This window comes from Fodinibius roseus, from assembly GCF_900129315.1.
GTDB lineage: Bacteria > Bacteroidota > Rhodothermia > Balneolales > Balneolaceae > Fodinibius > Fodinibius roseus.
Genome location: NZ_FQUS01000021.1, coordinates 1 through 20,770, shown reverse-complemented (window position 1 = coordinate 20,770; position 20,770 = coordinate 1). Strand labels below are relative to the sequence as shown.

The window sequence follows — 20,770 nt, the reverse complement described above, 5'->3', positions numbered from 1 at the left end:
TCGAATTTTTTTAGTCCATTTTAACCAAATAAACACCACTCGGGGCAGGGCGGTGGGTCTCCCTCTATTCCCGGTTATAACGGACCGGAATATTTCCGAGGGGCACTTCCTGTTGAACCCGGCTGGCCGTGTCGTTTTGCATTTGCTGAAACGAACTTATATACAACGTGCCGGGGATGTCTCCGTTGGGAAGCTCCCATTCCGCCTGTATCCGGGGCGGCGTGTGCCCCTCTTGTATGTTCCATGAGCGGTTCCTCCCGGCCGCGAGTATTTTGCCGCTGTTCAGCTGCATGCTGTCCAGTTCGATCTCCAACGGCTCCCGGTCCACACTATCGGGGACCGACAATCCCAGCTCAAACCGCCATTCTTGTGCGCTGACATTAATCCTCAACAACTCAATCGTTACCGGGAACCGGTAATCACGGAAAAGCGTATCCCCTTCGGTAACCTGCCGGACCTCGGCAACCGGTTCCGGCTGTTCCTGTACTTCTTCATCGTCGAAAATCTGCACGTTGATCAGGTTAAACAGGGTCATCAGTTCTACCAGGACAGGAATACCGATGCCAACAATGACCAAAATCTTGACCAGCCGTTTGGAGGAGTTGCGGGAATCGCTGTCACTGTTGCTGTGGTTCTCGGTCATAATTTACTTGTGCGGGAATAAAAACGCTTTGCAAGTCCAGTTTAATCATTCGGTAACAGTCGGGGGTATAGCGGGACGAGGAACCCACAGGGTACTTTAGACTGCGGGTACTCCATAACGACAACTACTTTAGCACAGGCATTAGCTGTTACGTTGACTTTACCACAACAAGACAAGGCCGGCCGGCATTCGCAAATAGCTGATGGATTATGGTTATCGGATAAGAGTTGTGGATTATGAATTTTGGATCACGGCTCATCCTGTCAAGAAGGCCGCGGCAGGGCTCCCGGTTCAAAGATACCGTCGGATATCATCTCCCAGAGCGGGAATGAATAGGCCAGCAGGACCAGAATAATCGCCAGGGCAAACCAGAGCTTCATATTGTCGAGTATTTTGGGCGTGTGTTCAGCACCCGAAAGGGGTTCGGGGATATAGTCATCGACCGGCCGGTCCGACTTCTCGCCCCCCATCCAGGAAGCGGTAATCACCCATAAAAACAGAATCAGCGAGATAGTCAGGATCGTACCGCCTATAGCGATCTGCCAGTCCATTTCAGCCATCGTCCCAAAGATCGGCTCGAACTCAAAGCCGCTGTATTGCGGCTCGGCCGTGCGGCGCGGCACCCCGGCCAATCCCGCCCGGTGCATTGCATTGGACATCAGCGTCATCCCCAGGAACCAGGCATACGGCTGGATCAGGGCCAGGGTTTTAAATTTCAGTTTTCGTCCCGTCAGCTGCGGAATTAGCCAGTAGCTGATGGCCATGAAGGTTAGCGCTACCGCTGTCCCCACAGTCAGGTGAAAGTGGCCGGGTACCCAGATCGTATTATGAATGAGCAGGTTGATATTCATGGATGCATTGATCATACCGCTAAAGCCGCCCGCGGCAAACATGATACCGGCCAGTGCACAACCCACGAAAGCGGGACTGTCCCACGGAAGCTTCCCGATCCATTTCAGGTAGCCCTTCCCCCCCCGCTGCCGGGCCCCGTGCTCCATACTGGCTACCACGGTAAACAGGGTCATCAGGCTGGGCAGCAGCAACAGCATGGTCGTGGCCATGGCATAAAACTTAAATCCCACGGAGATGCCGGGATCGGCATACTGGTGGTGATAGCCGACCGGCGTGGAGAGCAGCAGGAAGATAACAAACACAATCCGCGTCATCGCATCACTGAACAGGCGTCCCCCTGACAATTTGGGCAGAATAGCGTACCAGACATAATAAGCCGGAAGCAGCCAGAAATACACGACGGCATGACCGAAATACCAAAACAGGGTGCGTGGCAGGAGCGGCTCGATCTCCGTAACCCATCCCAGGGACCAGGGGATGAGCAGGCCGACCACCTCAACAGCGACCCCAATCGTACAGACATACCACATCATCATCGTAAAAAGAGCCATAAACGTAAGGATCGGGATACGCTCATCGGGATGATTTTTGCGCCACTTGTTATAGGACCAGAACCAGTCGGCGCCAGCCATCCAGGAAGCAACAATTACCAGGGCCAGTCCGATATAAAAAGCGGGATGCGCCTGCAGGGGCGGATAGAACGTATACAGCACAGCCGCCCTGATCGAACTGTCCGGAACAAGTCCCCCGAGAATCGTTACGGCTGTCATAATCAACCCGATGGTCATCAACCAGAACCACGACCAGGTAAAGGTCATATTTTCCGGTTCCCGGTCAAGACTCCGGGTGACGCCCCAGACAAAAAGCCCGGCAATAAAAAAGGTCGTAAAGATAAGAGCCAGCAGCACCCCGTGTCCCGTCAGAAGCGTGTAGTACTCCCCGGAATTAAAAAATCCCCGGAACACATCGGTACGGTGCAAAGCCTGTATGAACCCGAACAGACCTCCTATCGCGAGTGCGATAAAAGCAACGATAAAATTCGCCTTGGCAACTTTTGCGGCTTTAGGATACTGGTGTAGGAATGTCATTCTACGAGATTACTTTTATCAAACTCAGATTTAGGAACTACCTCAATTTTACCCTCCATAATATGGTGGGCGGGACCACAATACTCGTTGCATACGATGCCGTACTCCCGGGCTTCCGGAAAAATAGTCGTAAATTTGGAAATCTGTCCCGGTATCGCCATCGTATTCAGGTTGGTCCCGGCCACATCAAACCCGTGCAGGACATCCGGACTGGTAATGTAAAACGTAATCCGGGTATCGGCCGGTACGGTGATAGGGGACGAAGTGCCCGGTAAAAAGGCGAACTGAAGCGTTTGTACATAGACCTCGTACTCGGTCGCCCCGTTTTTTGTCACCTCTTTCACACCCGGCGTACCGAAAGGGGTGTCACTCAGATTCTGAGGATCTATTGTCTCATAGTTGCCAATAACTTTCAGGTCCATGGCCACGAATCCATACACGACCGTAGCGATGAAAAAAACTATCATCACATAGGATAGCCTTATCCAAAACCGTTCAAATTTATGTATATGCATAAATAAGTATCATTGTATTTGTCAGTTAATCAATAATAGAAGGAGCGTTTCCCGCAAACTCAACGAAATACATGAATATCCACATAAGGACAACAATAGCAAAGTACAGGAGGGTCAGCGTTAACGTCCCCGTGGGCTGGTATTCATCTATGGTTATTTCCCGTTCAATTTCCGGGTTTCGCTGCTCCCAGCTTTTGGCAGGCTCTGTCGAATTGCTATTCGCATCCGTAGAGTGACTGGTTTCATCAGGCATATTAATAATCAACATGGGTTAGAAGTTCAGCTCACCATCGATTTTAAGACAAGTAAGTATTAAAAAAGTATAAGATCAACCCCTTTTTTTAATTTAGATTCGATTTTTTTATGGTCCGCTTTCCATAAAAGGCTTTGAAAAACCAGGAACTTTAGTCAATATCAATGGCTTAATCTTTAATTTTTTCTATTTCATGAATAATCCGAATATTGAATGCACAAAGTTACAGAGTTTGGCCGAAAATACAGCTTCGCAAAGCCTTCTCAGATTTTATCCGTGCTATCCGTTATCTTATATAAATATAATCTCAATCTACAGCCGAGTTTGACAAACTCCTCCTCAAATGGCCTCAGCACATCCGGTAACCAAATATGATACTGCCCTGTTATGGAGTGGATCTTAGCGGGACTCGCTTTCGGTTTTCTGGGAAGCTTTCACTGTATAGGCATGTGCGGACCGATCGCTCTTGCGCTGCCGGGTCCCTTCACCGAACACATCTCTTTCCTGGTTTCCCGGCTAATCTATAACATGGGACGTGTGGTCACCTATACCGCGCTGGGAGCCGTGGCCGGGTTTTTCAGCCGCATCATATCCATCGGCGGCTACCAGCAGAGCTTGTCCATCGCCGTGGGTCTCATTCTATTGCTCATTCCCGCCTGGAGAAAGCTGCGGCTCCTGCTTAACCGGGCAGGGTCCCTTCCCGGCAGACTGGCGGCCAATATTACCGGGCGGATCAGAACCCTCTTCGGCAGCGGGTCCTTCGGTTCGCTTTTTCTCATCGGACTGCTGAACGGACTCCTCCCCTGTGGTTTTGTCTACATGGCCCTGGCTACCGCTGCCACGAGCGGAGGCGTTGAACCAAGCCTGCTCTTCATGGCAGCCTTCGGTATGGGGACGATCCCGGCCATGCTGGGGGTCAGCCTCGCAGGCAACCTGGTCCCGGTCACCTTCCGGCAAAAGCTGCAAAATTTCTCTCCCTATTTTATTGCACTGGTCGGGATCATCCTCATTCTGCGGGGACTCAATCTCGGTATTCCCTTTATCAGCCCGGTGTTCTGAGTTATATGATTAGTCAATTGATAAATTAAGCGTTATGAGATTCCTGGAAAGCCCCGGTCCCTTCCAGATTGGGCCGGGGACGAATCGGTTCCGGACATTAAAATAATTACCGATCACAACTTAACTATTCACAGATAACCGGTAACCAGCAACCTTAGTCCCAGTACGGTGCATCCACCAGCCGGTTTCGACCGGCTTCGCAGACTGCAAAGCTAAATCCTTTCTGGATGCTATAGCCCCCGAACCGTCCCTGCTTGTCGACCGCAATAAAGCCCACCTGGATATCTTTCACCGACTCATTCTTCTCCACAATGCGCCGGACCGCCTTTCGGCAGGCGGTTTCCGGGTGATCGCCCCGGCGCATCTGCTCCACCACGAGGTGGCTGCCGCACGTTCGTATCACCTCTTCTCCCAGACCCGTTGCCGCAGCGGCTCCTACCTCGTTGTCCACAAACAGTCCGGCCCCGATGAGCGGCGAATCCCCCACGCGTCCATGCATCTTCCAGGCGGCCCCGCTGGTGGTGCATGCCCCCGACAGGTTGCCGCGGCTATCCAGGGCCAGCATCCCGATGGTATCGTGATTTTCAATATTGATCTCCGGCCGGTAGTCGGCGTCTTCTTTCCACGCCTTCCAGTCCTTCCGCGAAGCCTCCGTAAGCAGATCCTCTTTTTCAAACCCCTGCTCCACGGCAAACTGAAGTGCTCCCTCACCCACCAGCATCACGTGCGGAGACTCCTCCTTGACTTTTCGCGCCACGGAAATGGGGTGCTTAATGTGCTGTAATGCCGCCACGGAACCGCACTGTTCCCGCTCATCCATGATACAGGCATCGAGAGTGACGAACCCATCGCGATCGGGATAACCGCCGTAGCCGACCGTCCGAACATCCGGGTCGGCCTCCGGGATTCGCACGCCGGCCTCGACCGCATCCAGCGCGCCGCCTTCCTTCGCTAACACATCCCAGGCCGCCTCGTTCGCCGGTATCCCGTGATTCCAGGTCGAAATCACCAGCGGTCTGTTTGGCTCCGGCCCGCCCGATGAAGGAGACAAGGAAGACGACCAGTTTTTTGCGGGCAGGAGCCCCCCGAGCGCAGTGAATTTCAAAAAGTTTTTCCGGCTGATCATAACAATAGAGACTAAGTGAAAGTGAAAAGGGTCGCCCGTAGTTTACGAAAAAGAAGAGGATTTTTCACCGTCCGTGTAAGTCTCAATTTGACTTTTAAGTATATTATTAGATATTAGTGGTCAAATACCGTTAACTACAGGGATCTTTGCAAAACCGCTATTTTGGCCAGTTTCAACATTTTCGCGATTTCAACATCTTCACCTGTAGGCTATATACATACTGTGGTTTTGAAATCACTCAGGGATTGGCATGGAACAAAACCCACGGTTTTTCAAAGCTCTTTTACAGCATATAAACTGCAGGGATTTGATGGAATCGGATAACACATATCAGTCATGGGGCGGTATTACCTATGGACATAAAGGAGCCTTCTGGGCCGGTATCTGGGCCGTAATTGTCGGGGTGATTCTTCATCTCCCCATGTACCTAAAAGCCCATGATGTCGGGTACCGTCTTGTCGGGACTCCCATGGATCTGCCCATGAAGATCGGAATGGTTTTAATTGTCCTGGGCATGATACTCACGCTGTACGGCCTATTGCCCAAAAAAGACGAGACCGATCCGGATGTGTTAAGTTTAAAGGTACGTGCCCTGGACGACGCCCCCATCCGCGGCTCTCATATTGCACTTTTGCTTGTAATGGCTGCTGCCGTCACCATTGACGTCATGAAGCCGACCACCCTATCCTTTGTAATACCGGGGATGACGGAAGAGTACGGTTTAAAATCACCGCTGAATCCCGATGGCACGGTGCCCGCAGCGCTCCTTCCCCTCTCCGGTATTACCGGTACGGTCCTGGGATCCTTTCTATGGGGATGGCTGGGAGACCGGATCGGACGTCGTGCTTCTATTCTGCTGGCTGCCGTGAGCTTTATCGGGACCAGCATCTGCGGATCCATGCCGACCTACGCCATGAATGTGTTTATGTGTTTTATTATGGGTTTTGGTGTCGGGGGCATGCTTCCCATCATGTATACGATTATGGCCGAGACCATTCCCGCCCGGCACCGGGGATGGATTATGGTGCTCATCGGAGGCGATGTGGTCGGAGCCTACATCCTTACAAGCTGGCTGGCCGCTGAATTGGTGCCGGTATATAGCTGGCGCATCCTGTGGCTTATCGGCCTGCCTACCGGGATTTTTCTCATTTTTCTCAACCGGTGGATCCCGGAGTCGCCCCGCTATCTCCTGACACACGGCAGGAATGTCGAAGCAAAAGCTGTAATGGAACGGTTCGGGGCCAAAATCGTCGAAGACAAGTCTTCCAAGTTAAAAGTAGAACAAGGAGTAAAAGATCGTATGATCCAGCTCTTTCAACCTCCCTTCAGTTACATCACTGCTGCTGTTTTACTGCTGGCGCTGGGCGTGGGACTGGTTTCTTTCGGTTTTCAATTATGGATTCCGTCCAATCTCCAAAAAATGGGATTTACCGAGGCCGAAGCCAACTACATGCTTCGCGATTCGGCCCTGATCGGATTTCCGCTCAATTTCCTGATCGCCTGGCTCTATGGCTTCTGGAGCAGCAAGCGTACGCTCATCCTCCTGAGCGGGTTGACGGCCCTGTCCCTCTTCGGCTTTACACTCGCCGGTGAAGCCATAGCGTCCAACCAGGTCCTGCTTTACGCCCTTCTTGTTATGCCTATCTGGGGCATCAGCTCGATTGTTTCGGTGCTCTCGGCCTACTGTGTCGAAATATATCCCACACGACTCCGCTCCCGCGGCAGCGGCCTGGGGGCGGGTTTCAGCAAGGCGGGGGGCGTACTTATCATCGGACTGGTTGCTATTTCCGTAGCCCCGCCCTCCATCGCGGGAACGGCACTGACGGGGGCCGTCCCCATGGCATTAGCGGCAATGGCTTTGGTATTTTTTGGTATTGAAACGCATAAAAGACAGCTCGAGGATATTACGGTTGAACAACTGAAGAGATGGTCTTTTCAAGTGGAAAGAGGAGAATAAACCAATGAAATAAAGCACATGGGGTACTACAGTGATCCGCCGCCTCACTGACTGCTCGTTTATCCTGGGCGGTCAGAATACTTGCCGCCTATCATCTCCGCGGCGCTTCGGCCCACTTCCATACCGATAGCAATCCCCATGCCACTGAGTCCCGCCGCCACGTACCGGTGTTCATCCAGCTGCTGCACCACCGGGGTCTTGCTTTCCGTGAACCGGCGGTTAATTGGCGTTGACAAGTTGCGTGCAGAAATAGAATTCACGGATTGACAGATCCGGCATCAAATAACCGACAACCGGCAACAACCATCACGATGAGGGAAGCGGCTGAAAAACGAGGGAAGCCATCAAAGCGGATCCGCTGGCAAAACAGGCTTCGTCGATATTGTATTTCGGGTGGTGCCAGGGATAGACGGAACCGCTTTCTTCCCCGCCGCTTCCCAGGAAAAAGAACACCCCCGGAAAATGCTGCTGATAAAACGCAAAATCCTCCCCGGCCATAATGGGAGCCTCCATCTGTTCCACATTTTCGGCGCCCAGCAGCTCGCCGGCCGTATCGATCACAATATCCGTGGCCCAGTCGCTGTTATCTACGGCCGGATAGCCGTAATTAAAGGCAAAAGTATAGTCGCCCCCGCCGGCCTCGGTCACTCCTTTGACAATGCTTTCCATTCGCCGCTTAATCAGGTCGGCCGTCTCCGCGCTGAAGGTCCGGACCGTCCCCAGCAGCTCCACTTTCTCCGGGATAATGTTATAAGCGGATCCCCCGGCAATTTTACCCACCGTCACCACCGCATGGTCCGTGGGATTAACGCTGCGGCTCACAATCGTCTGAAGTTGTTCCACCACCTGTGCCGCCATCACAACCGGGTCTATAGCCTCGTGGGGCGAGGCCGCGTGTCCCCCCTGACCAATAATCTCGATTTCAAACTCATCCGGCCGGGCCATCAAGGGTCCTTTACGCAGGCCTATCCGGCCGGGAGACAGGTTGGGATTGGTGTGCAGCCCGTAAATGACATCCACGCCCTTCTCCTGCAGGTAGCCCGTCTCACAGAGCAGGCGTCCCCCGCCGGGCAGCGTTTCCTCCCCGGGTTGAAAAATGAGCAGCACCGTCCCTTTTATATTCTCTCGCACATCAGCATCCGAGAGAATATGAGCCGCACCCAGCAGGTTGGCCGTGTGACCGTCGTGTCCGCAGCAGTGCGCCACGCCCTCGTTTTCCGAAAGAAATTCCCGCTTGTGATCGCCTGTCTCCGTGATGGGCAGCGCATCGATATCTGCCCGCAGCGCAATCACCTGGTCAGAAGACTGATCTCCTTCCAGAATACCCACACAGCCGGTTTCGAGGGGACGATCGACCGGGATATCCCGCTCTTCCAGCTTCTCAACAATAAACTTTGTCGTCTCAACTTCCTGGTAACTTAGTTCCGGGTGCCGGTGCAGGTGACGGCGGATCTCCACCATCTTTTCCTGGTATTGCTGTGCTCGCTTTTTGAGGGTATTTATATTCATAAATTTGCTATCATTTGGACTCGCAACTACTGTGGGCTGTTAAAATAGTTATTTTAAGCGAAGTTCATGAACTTAATTTGTAACATTTAGAAAATAACAGTCGTATATTTTCAGTACGACTGTTGAAGCACATTCCACTGAATAAAATCAAGTTAGTCCAATGAAAAGCCAACACACCACCTGGGAAGTCATTGTTGCCGGATGTATATTCACGGCCCTTGGCGTCTATCTTCTCACCCCCTCACATCTCTCCATCCCAACCCCCGAATTTGACCGTCAGCAAGTGGAGCTGGAGATCCCTCACCCTCCCGGGAAGCCTTCGATTTCTGAAGACTTCCTGATCGAACTGAAAGAACTGAAAGAACTGAAAGAACTGAAAAAGCTAAAGCAGCAGGAAGAGCTGGAAGAGGTTGAAAAAGAGTTAGAAAAACTTGAAATAGCGCTCAAGAATCAGACTTTTCAAATTGATATAATCCCATCGCCTTCTCTCAAAAGCTTGTCCAAATTTTTGATATATTCCCCGTAGCCGGACAGCAAAATCTGTTGCCGGTGTATATGCACTGATCGATCATCCTTAGCAGCTATTCAGTATCCAGGCCATGTCTGACGATTCCATTCCCGGCAACCGGCTCGTTGAAACCCGCGACGGTTCACATACGGTCTATTCACCACAGTTTGACCAGCATTATCATAACCCCAACGGGGCGGTAGCCGAAAGCCGGTACGTGTTTTTCGAGCAGAACGGACTGGCAGCGGAGCTGGGTAAAGCGGATTCCCTGACTATCCTCGAAGTGGGCTTCGGGACGGGACTCAATCTCATGCTGCTGCTGGATGAGTATCTCACCCAACATGCGACCGCAGAAATCGACTACTATTCCGTCGAGGCGTTTCCCCTGGATCCGGAAACAGCCGCCGACTTCAATTTTGGCAAGCATCTCGATCGCCCCGAATCCCTGCACCTGGTTACGGACCTCTTCCAGAATCTCTCGCGCGGGATGAATCATGTTGATCTCCTCGACACCCTCAGGGTTCACCTTTTTTGCGGCCTCTTCGACAATTTTAATCCCGACCATGTGCATGCCGACTACATTTTCCACGACGCCTTCTCACCCGATGTCAACGGCGAGCTGTGGACCGGCGATGTATTCAAAAAAATCAAGCGGTTCAGCGCAGATAATGTTATCCTGTCAACCTACTGTGCGGCCTCCAAAGCCCGGGGTGCGATGGCCTGGGCCGGCTGGAAAGTAGCCCGCTGCCGGGGAGCGCTGGGCAAACGCGAAATGAGCCTGGCTGCCCTGGAGCCCGACCGGCTGGGTGAGCTGGAACGGATCAACGAAGAGCGGCTGGCCCGCCGTTATGAAAAGGAAGATTTTTAGCCTGATGCCTGAACAGAACACACATCCGGTCTATAAACAATAACAACATTCTGTATACCTAAAGGTCATGTACCTAACATTTTTAACCACGGTACTTAATGTTGTACACGGTAATATTAACCCTGCGCCGCTCGTAATATTATCCCTGCAGGGAACCTGCACCCTTAATTCCTGACAGGCCAAAACAAAAAAGGACTCCCGCCTGAAGCAGGAGCCCGTTTTTTGTGCTCAACATGTCTCTCTCTTAATGAAGAGTCGTAAGTAAGAGTCAAATACGGGCGAATCCTTACAAAAAAAATTATAAAAGTTTATAATGTTAGCTTCACTCACTCAAATCACTGATAATAAGTAAACCGCATGAGCGACCAGGAAAAACAGGAACAGGATCAGGAGTTTAAAGAGTATCATTTTACCGTGCCCCCGGGACATACGTCGGGCACGCGGCTGGATAAATATATCGCATCCTTTATCCAGAACGTCTCGCGAACAAAAGTCCAAAAAGCCATTGAAGGGGGATATGTTACCGTCAACGGGGAGGTTGAAAAATCGTCCTACAACATGGAGCCCGGCGACCGGATCGACATTTACCTGCCCATCCCAAAGCCGCCGGAAGCCAAAGCCGAGAAGATGGATCTGGATATCGTATACGAAGACGACGACCTCCTCATTGTGAACAAAGAGGCGGGCGTGGTAGTGCACCCGGCCTATGGCAACTGGACCGGCACGCTGGTCAACGGACTGATGTGGCATACCGAGGAGCTCTCCGACCCCGATTCCGACAGCATCCGGCCGGGCATCGTGCACCGGATCGACAAGGACACCAGCGGTATCCTGGTCGTGGCTAAAAATGATGAAACCCATCGAACGCTCAGCGAATATTTCAGGACCAAAGACATTGAGCGCACCTACTGGGCCATTATCTGGGGTACGCCGGACCAGAAGGAAGGCACCATCACCGGCGATATCGGCCGCAGCCGGAGCGACCGCAAGAAGATGGCGGTCGTCCCCGACGGTCAAGGCAAACATGCGGTCACGCATTACAAGGTGCTGGAGTATTACGATCATCTTACCCTCGTAGAGGCCCGCCTCGAAACGGGACGCACCCATCAGATCCGCGTGCACTTTGCCAATGAGCGTCACTGGGTGCTCGGCGATCAGAAATACGGCGGCGATTCCGTGCGATACGGTCCCAACACCGGAAGCCGCAAGCAGATGTTCAGGAACCTGATGTCCACCCTAAACGGACAGTGCCTGCACGCCAAAACCCTGGGATTCGAGCATCCCGCAACCGGCGAAATGGTGGAGTTTGATTCTAAGTTGCCGGATGATTTCGCCGCAACACTTGAAAAACTTCGGCAAAATTGTCAGCCATCGTTATAGTCTTTGTGTGAAATCTTCCTTAAATCGATAAAAATATCTTGCGTTTATAGAGAAAATACGTCAGGTACCATATAAGACTCAAGACAATGAGTGAAGTAATCACACCAACCCATGCGGATGGAAGCGAGCCGCCTAAAACGCCGGTAGTAAACACATCCACCATACTGTAAAACCAGTCAACCCCACCCAGCTCACTAAAAAGATATATAAATAGTGGGTTCATACCCACAATGGCAAAGAAGCGTCCAGCATTTTCATAATTTTTTCTGACATCAAAAATATAGAATGAAGCAGCCAGCACCAGCAGGCACCATCCACCACTGACAATGGTAAAAGATGTTGTTGCAATACGCTTTATGATCGGAGTCACCGGGTCCATGAGATAACCAAAAACTACCAATCCCACTCCAAACAGTAGCAATTTCTTCATCTTATCTCTCGTTTCTCTGTTGCTGATCAAAAACTCACCCGCCACCACACCCCAGATAGTGTGTGCAGCCGTAGGTATCGCGTTGACGGCTACCCAGTGTCCGCCGCTAAGTTTCCCCATAAGCACAAGATCCATCCATGCCCCGAAATTTTTGTCGGGTGTAAAAGGCTGGCTAAAGCCGTCGACCGACCAGAGCCGATATAACAACTCTGTAATGATGAGTAATCCTATAGAGAAGCTAATCTGAAAGCTCCAGCTTTTGCGCATAATCAGGAAAGCCACCAAGTAGGTAAATGAAAGCTGAGACAAGACATTCCACAATTCAAAAACTGGCCGTCCGGCATAGATACAGTGCAGGGTGAGTCCAAGCGCCAGCAGTGTAATGGAGCGGTAGAGCGTATGTTTTAGAGTCTGGCTCCATGAATCGCCCCGGTTCCATCTCTTACCGAATGATATAGGCATCGCCACCCCTACGATAAACATAAAGAACGGCTGTACCAGGTCCCAAAATCGGAGTCCATTCCAGGGATGGTGGTGAAACTGGGTACCTAACATACCAAGGAGGCTTCCTTCAAAATGGGGCTGTACAATTGCATACCAGAGGCCAGCCCCCTCGGCTACCAGTAAAAACATGGTAAGTCCCCGGTAAAAGTCCAGTGAGAGCAACCGCCCGTATTTATCCAACAGTGAATTATCAATATTATCCATAAATGCCATCCCTCATATTGAAAACAGTATCCTTTTTCTTTCGTATCCTTTCAATATAGGCAAACCGTAGGCTATATAGGCTAAAATTTTAGCATAAACAAGCTAAATACATTAGTTATCCTTTTCACTTTTCTCGGTCTACATTATTAAAAAGTAACTGATAGTGCTACCTCTCACCACCCAGCTTTAAGTTTTGAAATAAAAAATGGAGACCACCCGACGGGTAGCCTCCATCAATATACAATAGATGCGGCCCTCTTCAGACTGCATCGCATCCTGTATCCCCTATACCTATACTAATTCTCAAGTTGAAGTCCCGCTTCCAGGGCGGCTTCGATGCGGGCGCTGGATTCCTCCAGGTGGGCCAGCGTATACTCATTGAAATCATGGGCAGGGGGACGTAACCGATCCTCCAGCAGCTGATGTACGCTCTTTAGCTGGCGCCGGGCCACCGATCGTGCGTCGGCCGGCGTGCCTTCCGGAGCATCCGTAAGCAGCTCTGTCATCACATCCAGGTACACGCGCTGCAGGTCCCTCCGGTTGCTTTCTATGTTCCTGCCCGGCGAAGAGGAGATCTCCCTCCAAATCGCATCCGTCAATTGTCCCATTAAATCAGGAATGGTAATCGTACTTTCCGCGCCGAACTTCACTTCCGTATCGCGGATTCGGGCCAGGCGAACCGGGTCGAGCAGCTGTTCCAGCAGCGATTGCTGAATCCCCGCAAGCGTCCGGTGCAGCGGGTAGTCCACGCGTCCCCCGTACGTATTTTCATTGCCCCAGTGGCTCCAGCGATTAGCCCCCATCTGCTGGTATATCTCCCGCGGCAGGGCCATCGCGTCCGGGTTGAATGCCGACGTAATGATCATGTCCAGCGCTTCCTGCTGCTTCTCCCGGCTCACCGGAACAAATGGTTTGCGTCCCCCGGGATCTCCCACGTGGTCGCGATACTGATGCTGTCCGCCGATATACTTGACCGCCGGCGTCAGTGTCCGCGCATACTGATACAGGTAGCTCTGGAACAGGTCCGTTGCTTCAAAATAAGCTTCATTATCCTCCAAAGCGATATCCGCGATATCCGGTATCATTGACTGCAGCAGCTCCGCGCGGCCCTTCCCCCATTCCAGCGGGTCCGAGCCCAGGTCGTAGACATTCACATGGGGATCGATGGCTCCCGGCCCGCGCGCATCTTCATCCGTACCGTAAGCGTGTCCCTCCAACGCTGCCCGGCGGGCAATCTCGCGGGCCTCTGCATCATCGGGCGTATACCCGTACGAAATCACCCAGCGATCGTAGGAACCCACGCCCGGGTTATAATAATAGCCATCGCGGAACTGCCCCTCCGGGCTGAGGTTGACCGAAGGATACTCCATGACCGAGCTGAATACGCCACGCTCTTCCGTCCACTCCTTGTCATAGAGCCTGTCCAGCGGCGTGTCGACCGACGACCGGAAATTGTGGCGGAGTCCGAGCGTATGTCCCACCTCATGCATCGTAACCCACTTGAGCATCTGGTTCACGAACTCCTCCGGGGTCGGATCCCCCGGTTTTATTTGGTTCTCAGCAATCAGCAGGCTCTGCACCAGGTCAAACTGGGTATTCATTTCCGTATAAAACGAGCTCGTTTTGACACCGCGGCTCATCAGCGCCAGCTCTTCATCCGAGACATTGAAAATTTCATCAATAGCGGTTCTCGGCTCCACCATCTGGCGGTATTGCTCCTTGCTGCCCAGCAGCATATTGGCCTCGAACAGGATATCCGCATCCAGGATCTCTCCGGTTCGCGGGTCGACCACCGAGGGTCCGATAGCGCCGTAGCCGGGTTCATCCGAGGTATTCCAGCGAAGCGTAGGATACCGGATGTCCTCCGCCATTACGCTGTCCGGCAGCATCCTCGCCTGTACCGCATTACGGAAACCCGCTTCCTTGAACGCTTTCGACCAGGCTTCAACGCCGGACATCATCGCCTCGCGATACTCTTCCGGCACCGTGTGATCGATGTAATAGGTTATCGGCTTCCTGGGCGTGCACAGGTCGTCCTCGCCGGACTCCTCCCCGCACTCCAGCCGCCAGCGGTTCACATACCGCTGAAAAAATGTCTCGCTGTCGTCTGTAAAATCCTTGTGAACCGTCATAAAGTACCCCGTGCGGTCGTCCGCCTTCCGGGGGGGCATCGGCTCCTCCGGCAGCTTTACCATCGTATAAAACAACGAAACAGGGATATAGCGTCCATCTGCTACAGTACGCGGTGCATGCTCTCCCGAATTTCTAAACGTTAGTCGGGCCTGTATATTCACATTCTCCGGGAAGCTCTGGATCTTCTCCAGGTGCGACCGGTCCTTGTCAAAGCTGGCCTGCCCCGGCCGCCCGTTCTCCCCCACGGCCTGCTCCACGCGCGTGGAGATGCCCGACAGATCACCGACAAACCAGTCATATACGTTGATCAGCATGCGAGAGCTATCGGCATTAAAGGCTTCGATCTCCGCCGTTTCCACCACCGAATCCCCGAACGTAAGATCCACCGCTTTCGCCTCCGGGGAGCCCTTACTGGCCTTGTACCGGTGCGGGTGGCGGACCAGAAATATTTTCCCCTCATGCTTTTCAAAAGAGACCAGCAGGCCCTCGAAAATATTCAACATCGTTCCCCCGTACAAGCCGGAAGCGCCAATCCCCCGGGCCAGTTCAAAATTCATGAGGAACCGCTCGTTAAGCTTTTCAGCAGGGACCGAGAGATAAAGATCGCTGTCCTTTTGATACAAGTCAAAGTACCCCTCATATGGTTCCGCATCCTCAACGATCTCCTCGTACTTATCGGATGCTTTCTGCTGGTTATCGGCCTGTGGGTCACGTTGGACGGTTTTCTGAAAAAAAGTGCATCCCGATCCCGCAAAAAGCACAGCGGCACACAACGCCATGGCTGTCACTAACTTTGATTTTATCATAAATACTACCTTTACCTTGGGTTTGATCTGTTTTGGTTCAAGGAAACTGATCCCCTGCTGTCAGCTTTGGTTTCTGTTTTAAAATTAACTTCAGTTCAACATAACGAACGGTCATTGCGAGGGATTCTGCAAGATTCGTGAACAGTTCCGCGACAGATCTCCCGGAGGCTGGTCAAAATCGAGTGAGGAATTCGCCGTGTTGATCTCATTGTTGGAGCTACAAGAATCAAAAGAATCCTACCCGCGATGACGGCTATGAATTTGACGAGTCCTCATAGTGAACAAACGTTAAATCAAAATTATATAATATATACGAAAGAAAGCTAAAAAAGTTAACGGTAAATTCTATACCCGGGATGGTATTAGCAAGGCGGGCGATCCAATGATGTGACTTTTATGGTACCGTCAAAACTGACAAAGGATATATTTTTTCTTGACAATCGTGTTTGCCTCGGTTCCCAAAGTACCGTATCTTTGGTTTCTCATTTCATTTCGATGCGCCTGTAGCTCAACTGGATAGAGCACCTGATTACGGATCAGGAGGCTGGGGGTTCGAATCCTCCCAGGCGTACTACCCAATAAGCCTTTGAATAGCAATAATTTACAGCTATTCAAGGGTTTTATTATTTGGGCTAATTTATCGTGCCTATTTAATTTTGGGCAAAGATTGGGCAAAAGAATTATCCCCCTCCCCGCTCAATTAACCCTAATAAGACTCAAATATTGTGCGCGGGATTGATTCCTTGTATTATTGATGTAATTCGTCAACCTTTAGGGAAACTTAATCTTAAGTGTTGGCTAATATGAAATATCGAATAAAGATTGAGACTACCCACGAAGAATTGTTTAACATTCTTCTTAAAACTGTTAAGGATAAAATGGATGGATTGGGTGTTCCACCGGTACCAGAACAAAAGAGATACAAATCCAGCCGGAACATTATCATTAAGGCTCCTATTGATGCAAGGGATAGCCTGGAAGATGCAGACGGCACTGTTAAGCTAAAGTATTTGTTTCCGGACCTGTAACGGCGCGGTGGGGGGAAGCGTAAAAAATGGGTCCCATATTCCGGTTATGTTTATTAATAGTATCGCGCCGGTGTGATTAACCGTATATACTACAGAGATTCGGCCTACGGGGGGGGGGGGTAAATAATACTATCCGCTATCTGAAATACCGGTTTCTAAAATATATAAAAAGGCTATTCATAGAAATTTTTATAACATTAATAACTGTAAGTTCTTATATATAAATGACTTCACATTTCGACTCTAAGCGCCGATCTTAGGTAAAGAAATGGTATCAATTGACATACCAGACAGCGCTTTCTTTTTGTATTAACAGTCCTGGGTGGTAGCTTTGCTGGCCGAGGACTCAATGGGACTGTAAGCTTACCCGAAAGTTGACCGTTTGAAAGTAGATAAAATTGACTACTTTCTATCATGAAAAAATCACGATTCAGCGCATCCCAAATCATCTCTATCCTCAACAAACAGGAGCAGGGACTGAAGGTCGTTGCCGAGAACTCTTTGCCCAGCAACCGTTCGGTCACCTTCTTCATTTTTCGGGTGGACACACCCTGCACATAGGCCTCAGCCAGGGCCGCCACCAAGGCCTTTTCGCTGCGCTGGTAGCGCTCCAGAATCGACGGGTAAAACGCCCCGTCGCGGGTCTGCCTGCGGGACCCGCAGGTGCAGCGTGCCCACCCGCGTATACAGCTGGCGCGGCTTGTAGCCGTTGCGCGAGGAGCGCCGCTGGTCGCTGCGCTCGTAGGGCTCAGCCCCAATGTAGTCGTCGCGTTCGAGTTCCATAAGCTGTTGTAATCCTAATTGTAGAATGTCTGCCAGCAGATTCTCGCTGTCGGCCTCCAATAACTCTTTCAGCTGACTTTTTGCTTCTGTTTTTGTATTCTTTCCAGTAGAGGTCATGGCAATGATGGTTTGGTTTGGGTTTTGCTGATTCAATCAAACCTAGCCATGGCCTTTCTTTTTTTCTACTTATCCAATTTTACAGAAACTAATTTACACAGCGAAGAAAATCCGTATTAGACAATAAAGCATTGACAAATCTTTGATTTTTTAAACCAGGAATTAAGGAGTATTCGTTTTTAATCTAAGAAAATGACTTCTATTAGATTAAGGCTTCCTATAATCAAATTGATTTGAATAAGCGAACAACAACTTCGTCATTGTGCCCAAAAGACCATCGCTTGACCTTTAAATCATCCCTTCAGGATATAGGTTAGGGAAATATTGTCCTACCACCTTTTCAGGTATATTAAATCGAATAGGACTTCGGTGACTTTTAGATACAACAAGTTCTTCATCTTCAAGCTGACTTATAAGTTTTCGAGCTGTTCGGTCACCAAGTCCTGTAATATGCTTTGCCTCACCCCGAGGAACCTCCCCACGAAGCATAACTTCTCTCAATACATACTTGGCCTCTACCCTAAGTTCATCTTCACCTGGAAGCATGTTCTGGGAACGCTGATTCACATATCCGTTGATTCTATTTTGCAGGTTATCCAAATCTAATAATTCCCCCATAAATAGTACCTGATCCAAACAAGTCTCTAAGAAAAACTCACAGAACCTTCGTAATCCTTTATCAGACAAATTTCCTCTTCCATCGTAATCACCTTGCCTGGATGAATCAGCAATAGCCAAAAACTGCTGATAATTTTCTCGCCTCTTGGCCAATCCACGCGAAATAGTCCAAAGCCCATGTGACTCTATATTAGCTTTTTTCATATAGGCATGACTAAATAACCTGGCTACTCTCCCATTGCCATCTAAAAATGGATGGATCCATGCCAAACGATGATGACTTGCCGCAACGGCAATTAATTTCTTTGACCCATGTAAATCATCTGGATTATATGCGGAATTGAATCTATTTAAAAAACTTTCCAATGATTCAGATTTAGGTGGAGTATGGCGCCCTACACTTACTAACCGATCTCTTAGTTGACCTGATTCCATTACCAATACATCATCAGAATTAGGGGCTTTAATTTCCCGGAATCCTTCTGGCACTCTATCATAAAAAGTCTTATGGATCCAGCAAATAAACTCTTTACTACAAATTTTTAATTCTTTTTCTTCTGCCAGTCTCTTCTCAATATCTTTTTGAACTTCAATATGGGCTTCACTCAACTTCTGTAAAGCACGACTTTCGGGATCTGTATCATAATCTTTTCGAACAGCTCTCTCAATATCTTTTGGATGGGTATGGTGACCTTCAATAAGGTTAGAATAGTAACTATTTATATGACGGAGCAACCCCGCAATACTTTGCCGTGTAATTTTGTGAAGCGATCTTCTTAGTGCGGCAGCTTCACTATGTACTTCCATGGCCAAATCAACCAAAGGACCATTTCGCTTTGGAAACATTGGCTCCATTTCCCGTGGGTTTTCAAACATATATACCAGTAAATTTGCCGGTTTATTTTCCGGTTCATTATTTTCTGTAACTACATGATATATATAAAATTATATAATTCATAACTAATAATATATATGCTATAATTTCCGGTTCTTTTGCCGGTTACCTTGCCAGCTTGCGGCGGCGGGCCGGCCTCATAGCTTTTTTTTGAGTACCTCCCGAAGCATATGCTTATCCAGCGACAGGTCAGCGACCAGCTTCTTCAGCCGCGCATTCTCCTCCTCGAGCTGACGCAGCCGGCGCAGCTCGGAGGTGCCCAGCCCGCCGAACTTTTTCTTCCATAATCCAGGTATCAACTTGTGATTTAAGATCGAATAGTGTATCAATCACTGAGCTTTGTTCTTCCATTCCTTCCAAGAGAAAGCTGTTTTTACCTCTGATGTTGTCTACCACATTTATCTCAATGTGTTTGTTGGCTAATTTTGCGATACTATGGGCATTATTTTCCCAGAAAGCCATGATTACTTTAACTTTGGGATAATATCCATGGGTATGATAGAAATCATTAATCCGCGAAAGCAGGAGATCAAAAGATAAGTTGGTGCCCATATTCTTATATGGTTGATTGTTGGACATTGTTCATTCATCATAAATGAATAACGATGATGTCCAAGCTTTTGATATCCCAAATTACTTAACAAATTTAAGATTTATCCTCAGGTAATTTCGGAAGAGTGAAAACATCTGATGCAATGTGGCATTTGCGCCAAAAGCGCTCTGGCTCTGGAGTACTTAGCCAATCAAAGGCGTTCAGGAGGGTGTCGGCTTCGGGGTTTATACCATATTCAGCCTTTCTTTTATTAGCTAACCTTTTGTATTTTTCCGGGAGTTCAGAAATTAGCATTAAATCGGAGCGAACTTAGAGTTTAGTTTGTAGTTATCACGGTAAGAGAGAAAGTTCTGTATTTATTCGACGAGATCATTCCTGCCCTGGGTAAATAATCCGAATAAACCTTACTTATACTGGCCGATAAAATAATTGTTCCATTTTAAGGAAGGATTGCAATATTACTATATGGCTTCGGCGTCGATACAAAAGAGATGTACCGTTTACCCTTTACTCGTTTTCAATCTCGTTCTGCTAACAGTGCTGTGATATCCTCCTGCCATAATCTGTAACGATCTTATTCCATGTGGGCATTAATCTATCAGGTTATTCTCAATAGCATAATGTGTCATTTCTACATTAGAATTCAGATTCATTTTTTCTTTGACACGGGTTCGGTAGGTATGGATGGTTTGGGGACTCAGCGAGAACTCTTCCGCAATTTCCGTCACGGTTTTGCCCGATGCGATCATACATAAGATCTGAAACTCCCGATCCGACAGTTTCTTATGTATTGAATTTTCTTGACTAATATCCACCTGAGAGGCGAGCTGGTCGGCTACTTCATCCGTAATATATTTGCGCTTTTGGGAAGTGATCTTTCGGATAGCCTTTACCAGTTCTTCGGAATAGCTTGCCTTATTCAAATAACCAAATGCACCGGC

The 20,770-nt window shown here is 49.7% G+C and carries 19 protein-coding genes, 1 tRNA gene and 1 pseudogene; 7 read left to right on the top strand and 14 right to left on the bottom strand.

The genetic code is table 11. The annotated features are described in order from the left end of the window. Window positions 1-64: 64 nt before the first annotated feature. The 4 genes from BUB16_RS16485 to BUB16_RS21825 form a co-directional block, all read right to left on the bottom strand. Window positions 65-643: a hypothetical protein gene (locus BUB16_RS16485; RefSeq protein WP_073067089.1), complete on the bottom strand. Its 579-nt coding sequence runs from the start codon at window positions 641-643 to the stop codon at window positions 65-67. 263 nt (window positions 644-906) lie between these two features. Beyond that, window positions 907-2,583 (bottom strand): b(o/a)3-type cytochrome-c oxidase subunit 1, encoded by a 1,677-nt coding sequence (locus tag BUB16_RS16480; protein WP_073067084.1) that lies wholly within the window; start codon window positions 2,581-2,583, stop codon window positions 907-909. Continuing rightward, on the bottom strand, window positions 2,580-3,098 hold the full coding sequence (locus BUB16_RS16475; RefSeq protein ID WP_073067082.1) for a cupredoxin domain-containing protein: 519 nt from the start codon (window positions 3,096-3,098) through the stop codon (window positions 2,580-2,582). The genes BUB16_RS16480 and BUB16_RS16475 overlap by 4 nt, the downstream gene beginning before the upstream one ends. A gap of 25 nt (window positions 3,099-3,123) precedes the next feature. Then, complete coding sequence (locus tag BUB16_RS21825; RefSeq protein WP_073067080.1) at window positions 3,124-3,366, bottom strand: hypothetical protein; 243 nt, start codon at window positions 3,364-3,366, stop codon at window positions 3,124-3,126. 372 nt (window positions 3,367-3,738) lie between these two features. On the opposite strand from BUB16_RS21825, the gene BUB16_RS16465 reads away from it, so the two are divergent. After that, a complete protein-coding gene (locus BUB16_RS16465) occupies window positions 3,739-4,410 on the top strand; it encodes a sulfite exporter TauE/SafE family protein (RefSeq protein ID WP_073067078.1) in 672 nt (223 codons plus the stop codon). Window positions 4,411-4,564: 154 nt separating this feature from the next. On the opposite strand, the gene BUB16_RS16460 is transcribed toward BUB16_RS16465, so the two are convergent. Then, window positions 4,565-5,536 carry an isoaspartyl peptidase/L-asparaginase family protein gene (locus BUB16_RS16460; RefSeq protein ID WP_073067076.1) on the bottom strand — a complete coding sequence of 324 codons (972 nt, stop codon included), beginning with the start codon at window positions 5,534-5,536 and terminating at the stop codon, window positions 4,565-4,567. A gap of 310 nt (window positions 5,537-5,846) precedes the next feature. Between BUB16_RS16460 and BUB16_RS16455 the strand changes: the two genes are divergently transcribed. Next, a complete protein-coding gene (locus BUB16_RS16455) occupies window positions 5,847-7,493 on the top strand; it encodes an MFS transporter (RefSeq protein ID WP_073067197.1) in 1,647 nt (548 codons plus the stop codon). A gap of 59 nt (window positions 7,494-7,552) precedes the next feature. Here the strand turns inward: BUB16_RS16455 and BUB16_RS21625 are convergent, their stop codons facing one another. Both BUB16_RS21625 and BUB16_RS16445 read right to left on the bottom strand, forming a co-directional pair. Then, window positions 7,553-7,729: a hypothetical protein gene (locus BUB16_RS21625; RefSeq protein ID WP_170864439.1), complete on the bottom strand. Its 177-nt coding sequence runs from the start codon at window positions 7,727-7,729 to the stop codon at window positions 7,553-7,555. Between the two features lie 70 nt (window positions 7,730-7,799). Further along, entirely contained in the window at window positions 7,800-9,002 is a 1,203-nt protein-coding gene (locus BUB16_RS16445; RefSeq protein ID WP_073067072.1) for a M20 metallopeptidase family protein, read from the bottom strand. A 160-nt stretch (window positions 9,003-9,162) separates the two neighbouring features. On the opposite strand from BUB16_RS16445, the gene BUB16_RS16440 reads away from it, so the two are divergent. The 3 genes from BUB16_RS16440 (at window position 9,163) to BUB16_RS16430 (ending at window position 11,758) form a co-directional block, all read left to right on the top strand. Then, complete coding sequence (locus tag BUB16_RS16440) at window positions 9,163-9,528, top strand: hypothetical protein (protein ID WP_073067070.1); 366 nt, start codon at window positions 9,163-9,165, stop codon at window positions 9,526-9,528. Between the two features lie 73 nt (window positions 9,529-9,601). After that, a complete protein-coding gene (mnmC2, locus tag BUB16_RS16435) occupies window positions 9,602-10,378 on the top strand; it encodes a tRNA (5-methylaminomethyl-2-thiouridine)(34)-methyltransferase MnmC2 (protein WP_073067068.1) in 777 nt (258 codons plus the stop codon). Between the two features lie 357 nt (window positions 10,379-10,735). Beyond that, on the top strand, window positions 10,736-11,758 hold the full coding sequence (locus BUB16_RS16430) for an RluA family pseudouridine synthase (RefSeq protein ID WP_073067067.1): 1,023 nt from the start codon (window positions 10,736-10,738) through the stop codon (window positions 11,756-11,758). Window positions 11,759-11,777: 19 nt separating this feature from the next. On the opposite strand, the gene BUB16_RS16425 is transcribed toward BUB16_RS16430, so the two are convergent. Together BUB16_RS16425 and BUB16_RS16420 are read right to left on the bottom strand one after the other, a co-directional pair. After that, complete coding sequence (locus tag BUB16_RS16425) at window positions 11,778-12,896, bottom strand: acyltransferase family protein (protein ID WP_073067195.1); 1,119 nt, start codon at window positions 12,894-12,896, stop codon at window positions 11,778-11,780. Between the two features lie 296 nt (window positions 12,897-13,192). Further along, window positions 13,193-15,835: a zinc-dependent metalloprotease gene (locus tag BUB16_RS16420; RefSeq protein WP_073067064.1), complete on the bottom strand. Its 2,643-nt coding sequence runs from the start codon at window positions 15,833-15,835 to the stop codon at window positions 13,193-13,195. Window positions 15,836-16,332: 497 nt separating this feature from the next. Here BUB16_RS16420 and BUB16_RS16415 point away from each other — a divergent pair. Both BUB16_RS16415 and BUB16_RS16410 read left to right on the top strand, forming a co-directional pair. Further along, window positions 16,333-16,406: transfer RNA gene (locus tag BUB16_RS16415), tRNA-Arg, on the top strand. A 232-nt stretch (window positions 16,407-16,638) separates the two neighbouring features. Then, window positions 16,639-16,863 (top strand): hypothetical protein, encoded by a 225-nt coding sequence (locus tag BUB16_RS16410; protein WP_073067063.1) that lies wholly within the window; start codon window positions 16,639-16,641, stop codon window positions 16,861-16,863. A gap of 230 nt (window positions 16,864-17,093) precedes the next feature. On the opposite strand, the gene BUB16_RS22370 is transcribed toward BUB16_RS16410, so the two are convergent. The 5 genes and pseudogenes from BUB16_RS22370 to BUB16_RS16380 form a co-directional block, all read right to left on the bottom strand. After that, complete coding sequence (locus tag BUB16_RS22370) at window positions 17,094-17,477, bottom strand: transposase (protein ID WP_434083893.1); 384 nt, start codon at window positions 17,475-17,477, stop codon at window positions 17,094-17,096. Continuing rightward, window positions 17,428-17,763 (bottom strand): transposase, encoded by a 336-nt coding sequence (locus tag BUB16_RS16400; RefSeq protein WP_170864438.1) that lies wholly within the window; start codon window positions 17,761-17,763, stop codon window positions 17,428-17,430. Before BUB16_RS16400 ends, BUB16_RS22370 begins: the two co-directional genes overlap by 50 nt. 288 nt (window positions 17,764-18,051) lie before the next feature. Beyond that, window positions 18,052-19,257, bottom strand: a complete 1,206-nt coding sequence (locus BUB16_RS16395; protein WP_073067059.1) for a Fic family protein — start codon at window positions 19,255-19,257, stop codon at window positions 18,052-18,054. Between the two features lie 133 nt (window positions 19,258-19,390). After that, window positions 19,391-19,560, bottom strand: a pseudogene (locus BUB16_RS21260) (transposase); the annotation flags it as partial. 859 nt (window positions 19,561-20,419) lie between these two features. Next, on the bottom strand, window positions 20,420-20,770 hold a 351-nt coding region (locus BUB16_RS16380), incomplete at its 5' end, for a LuxR C-terminal-related transcriptional regulator (protein ID WP_244545724.1).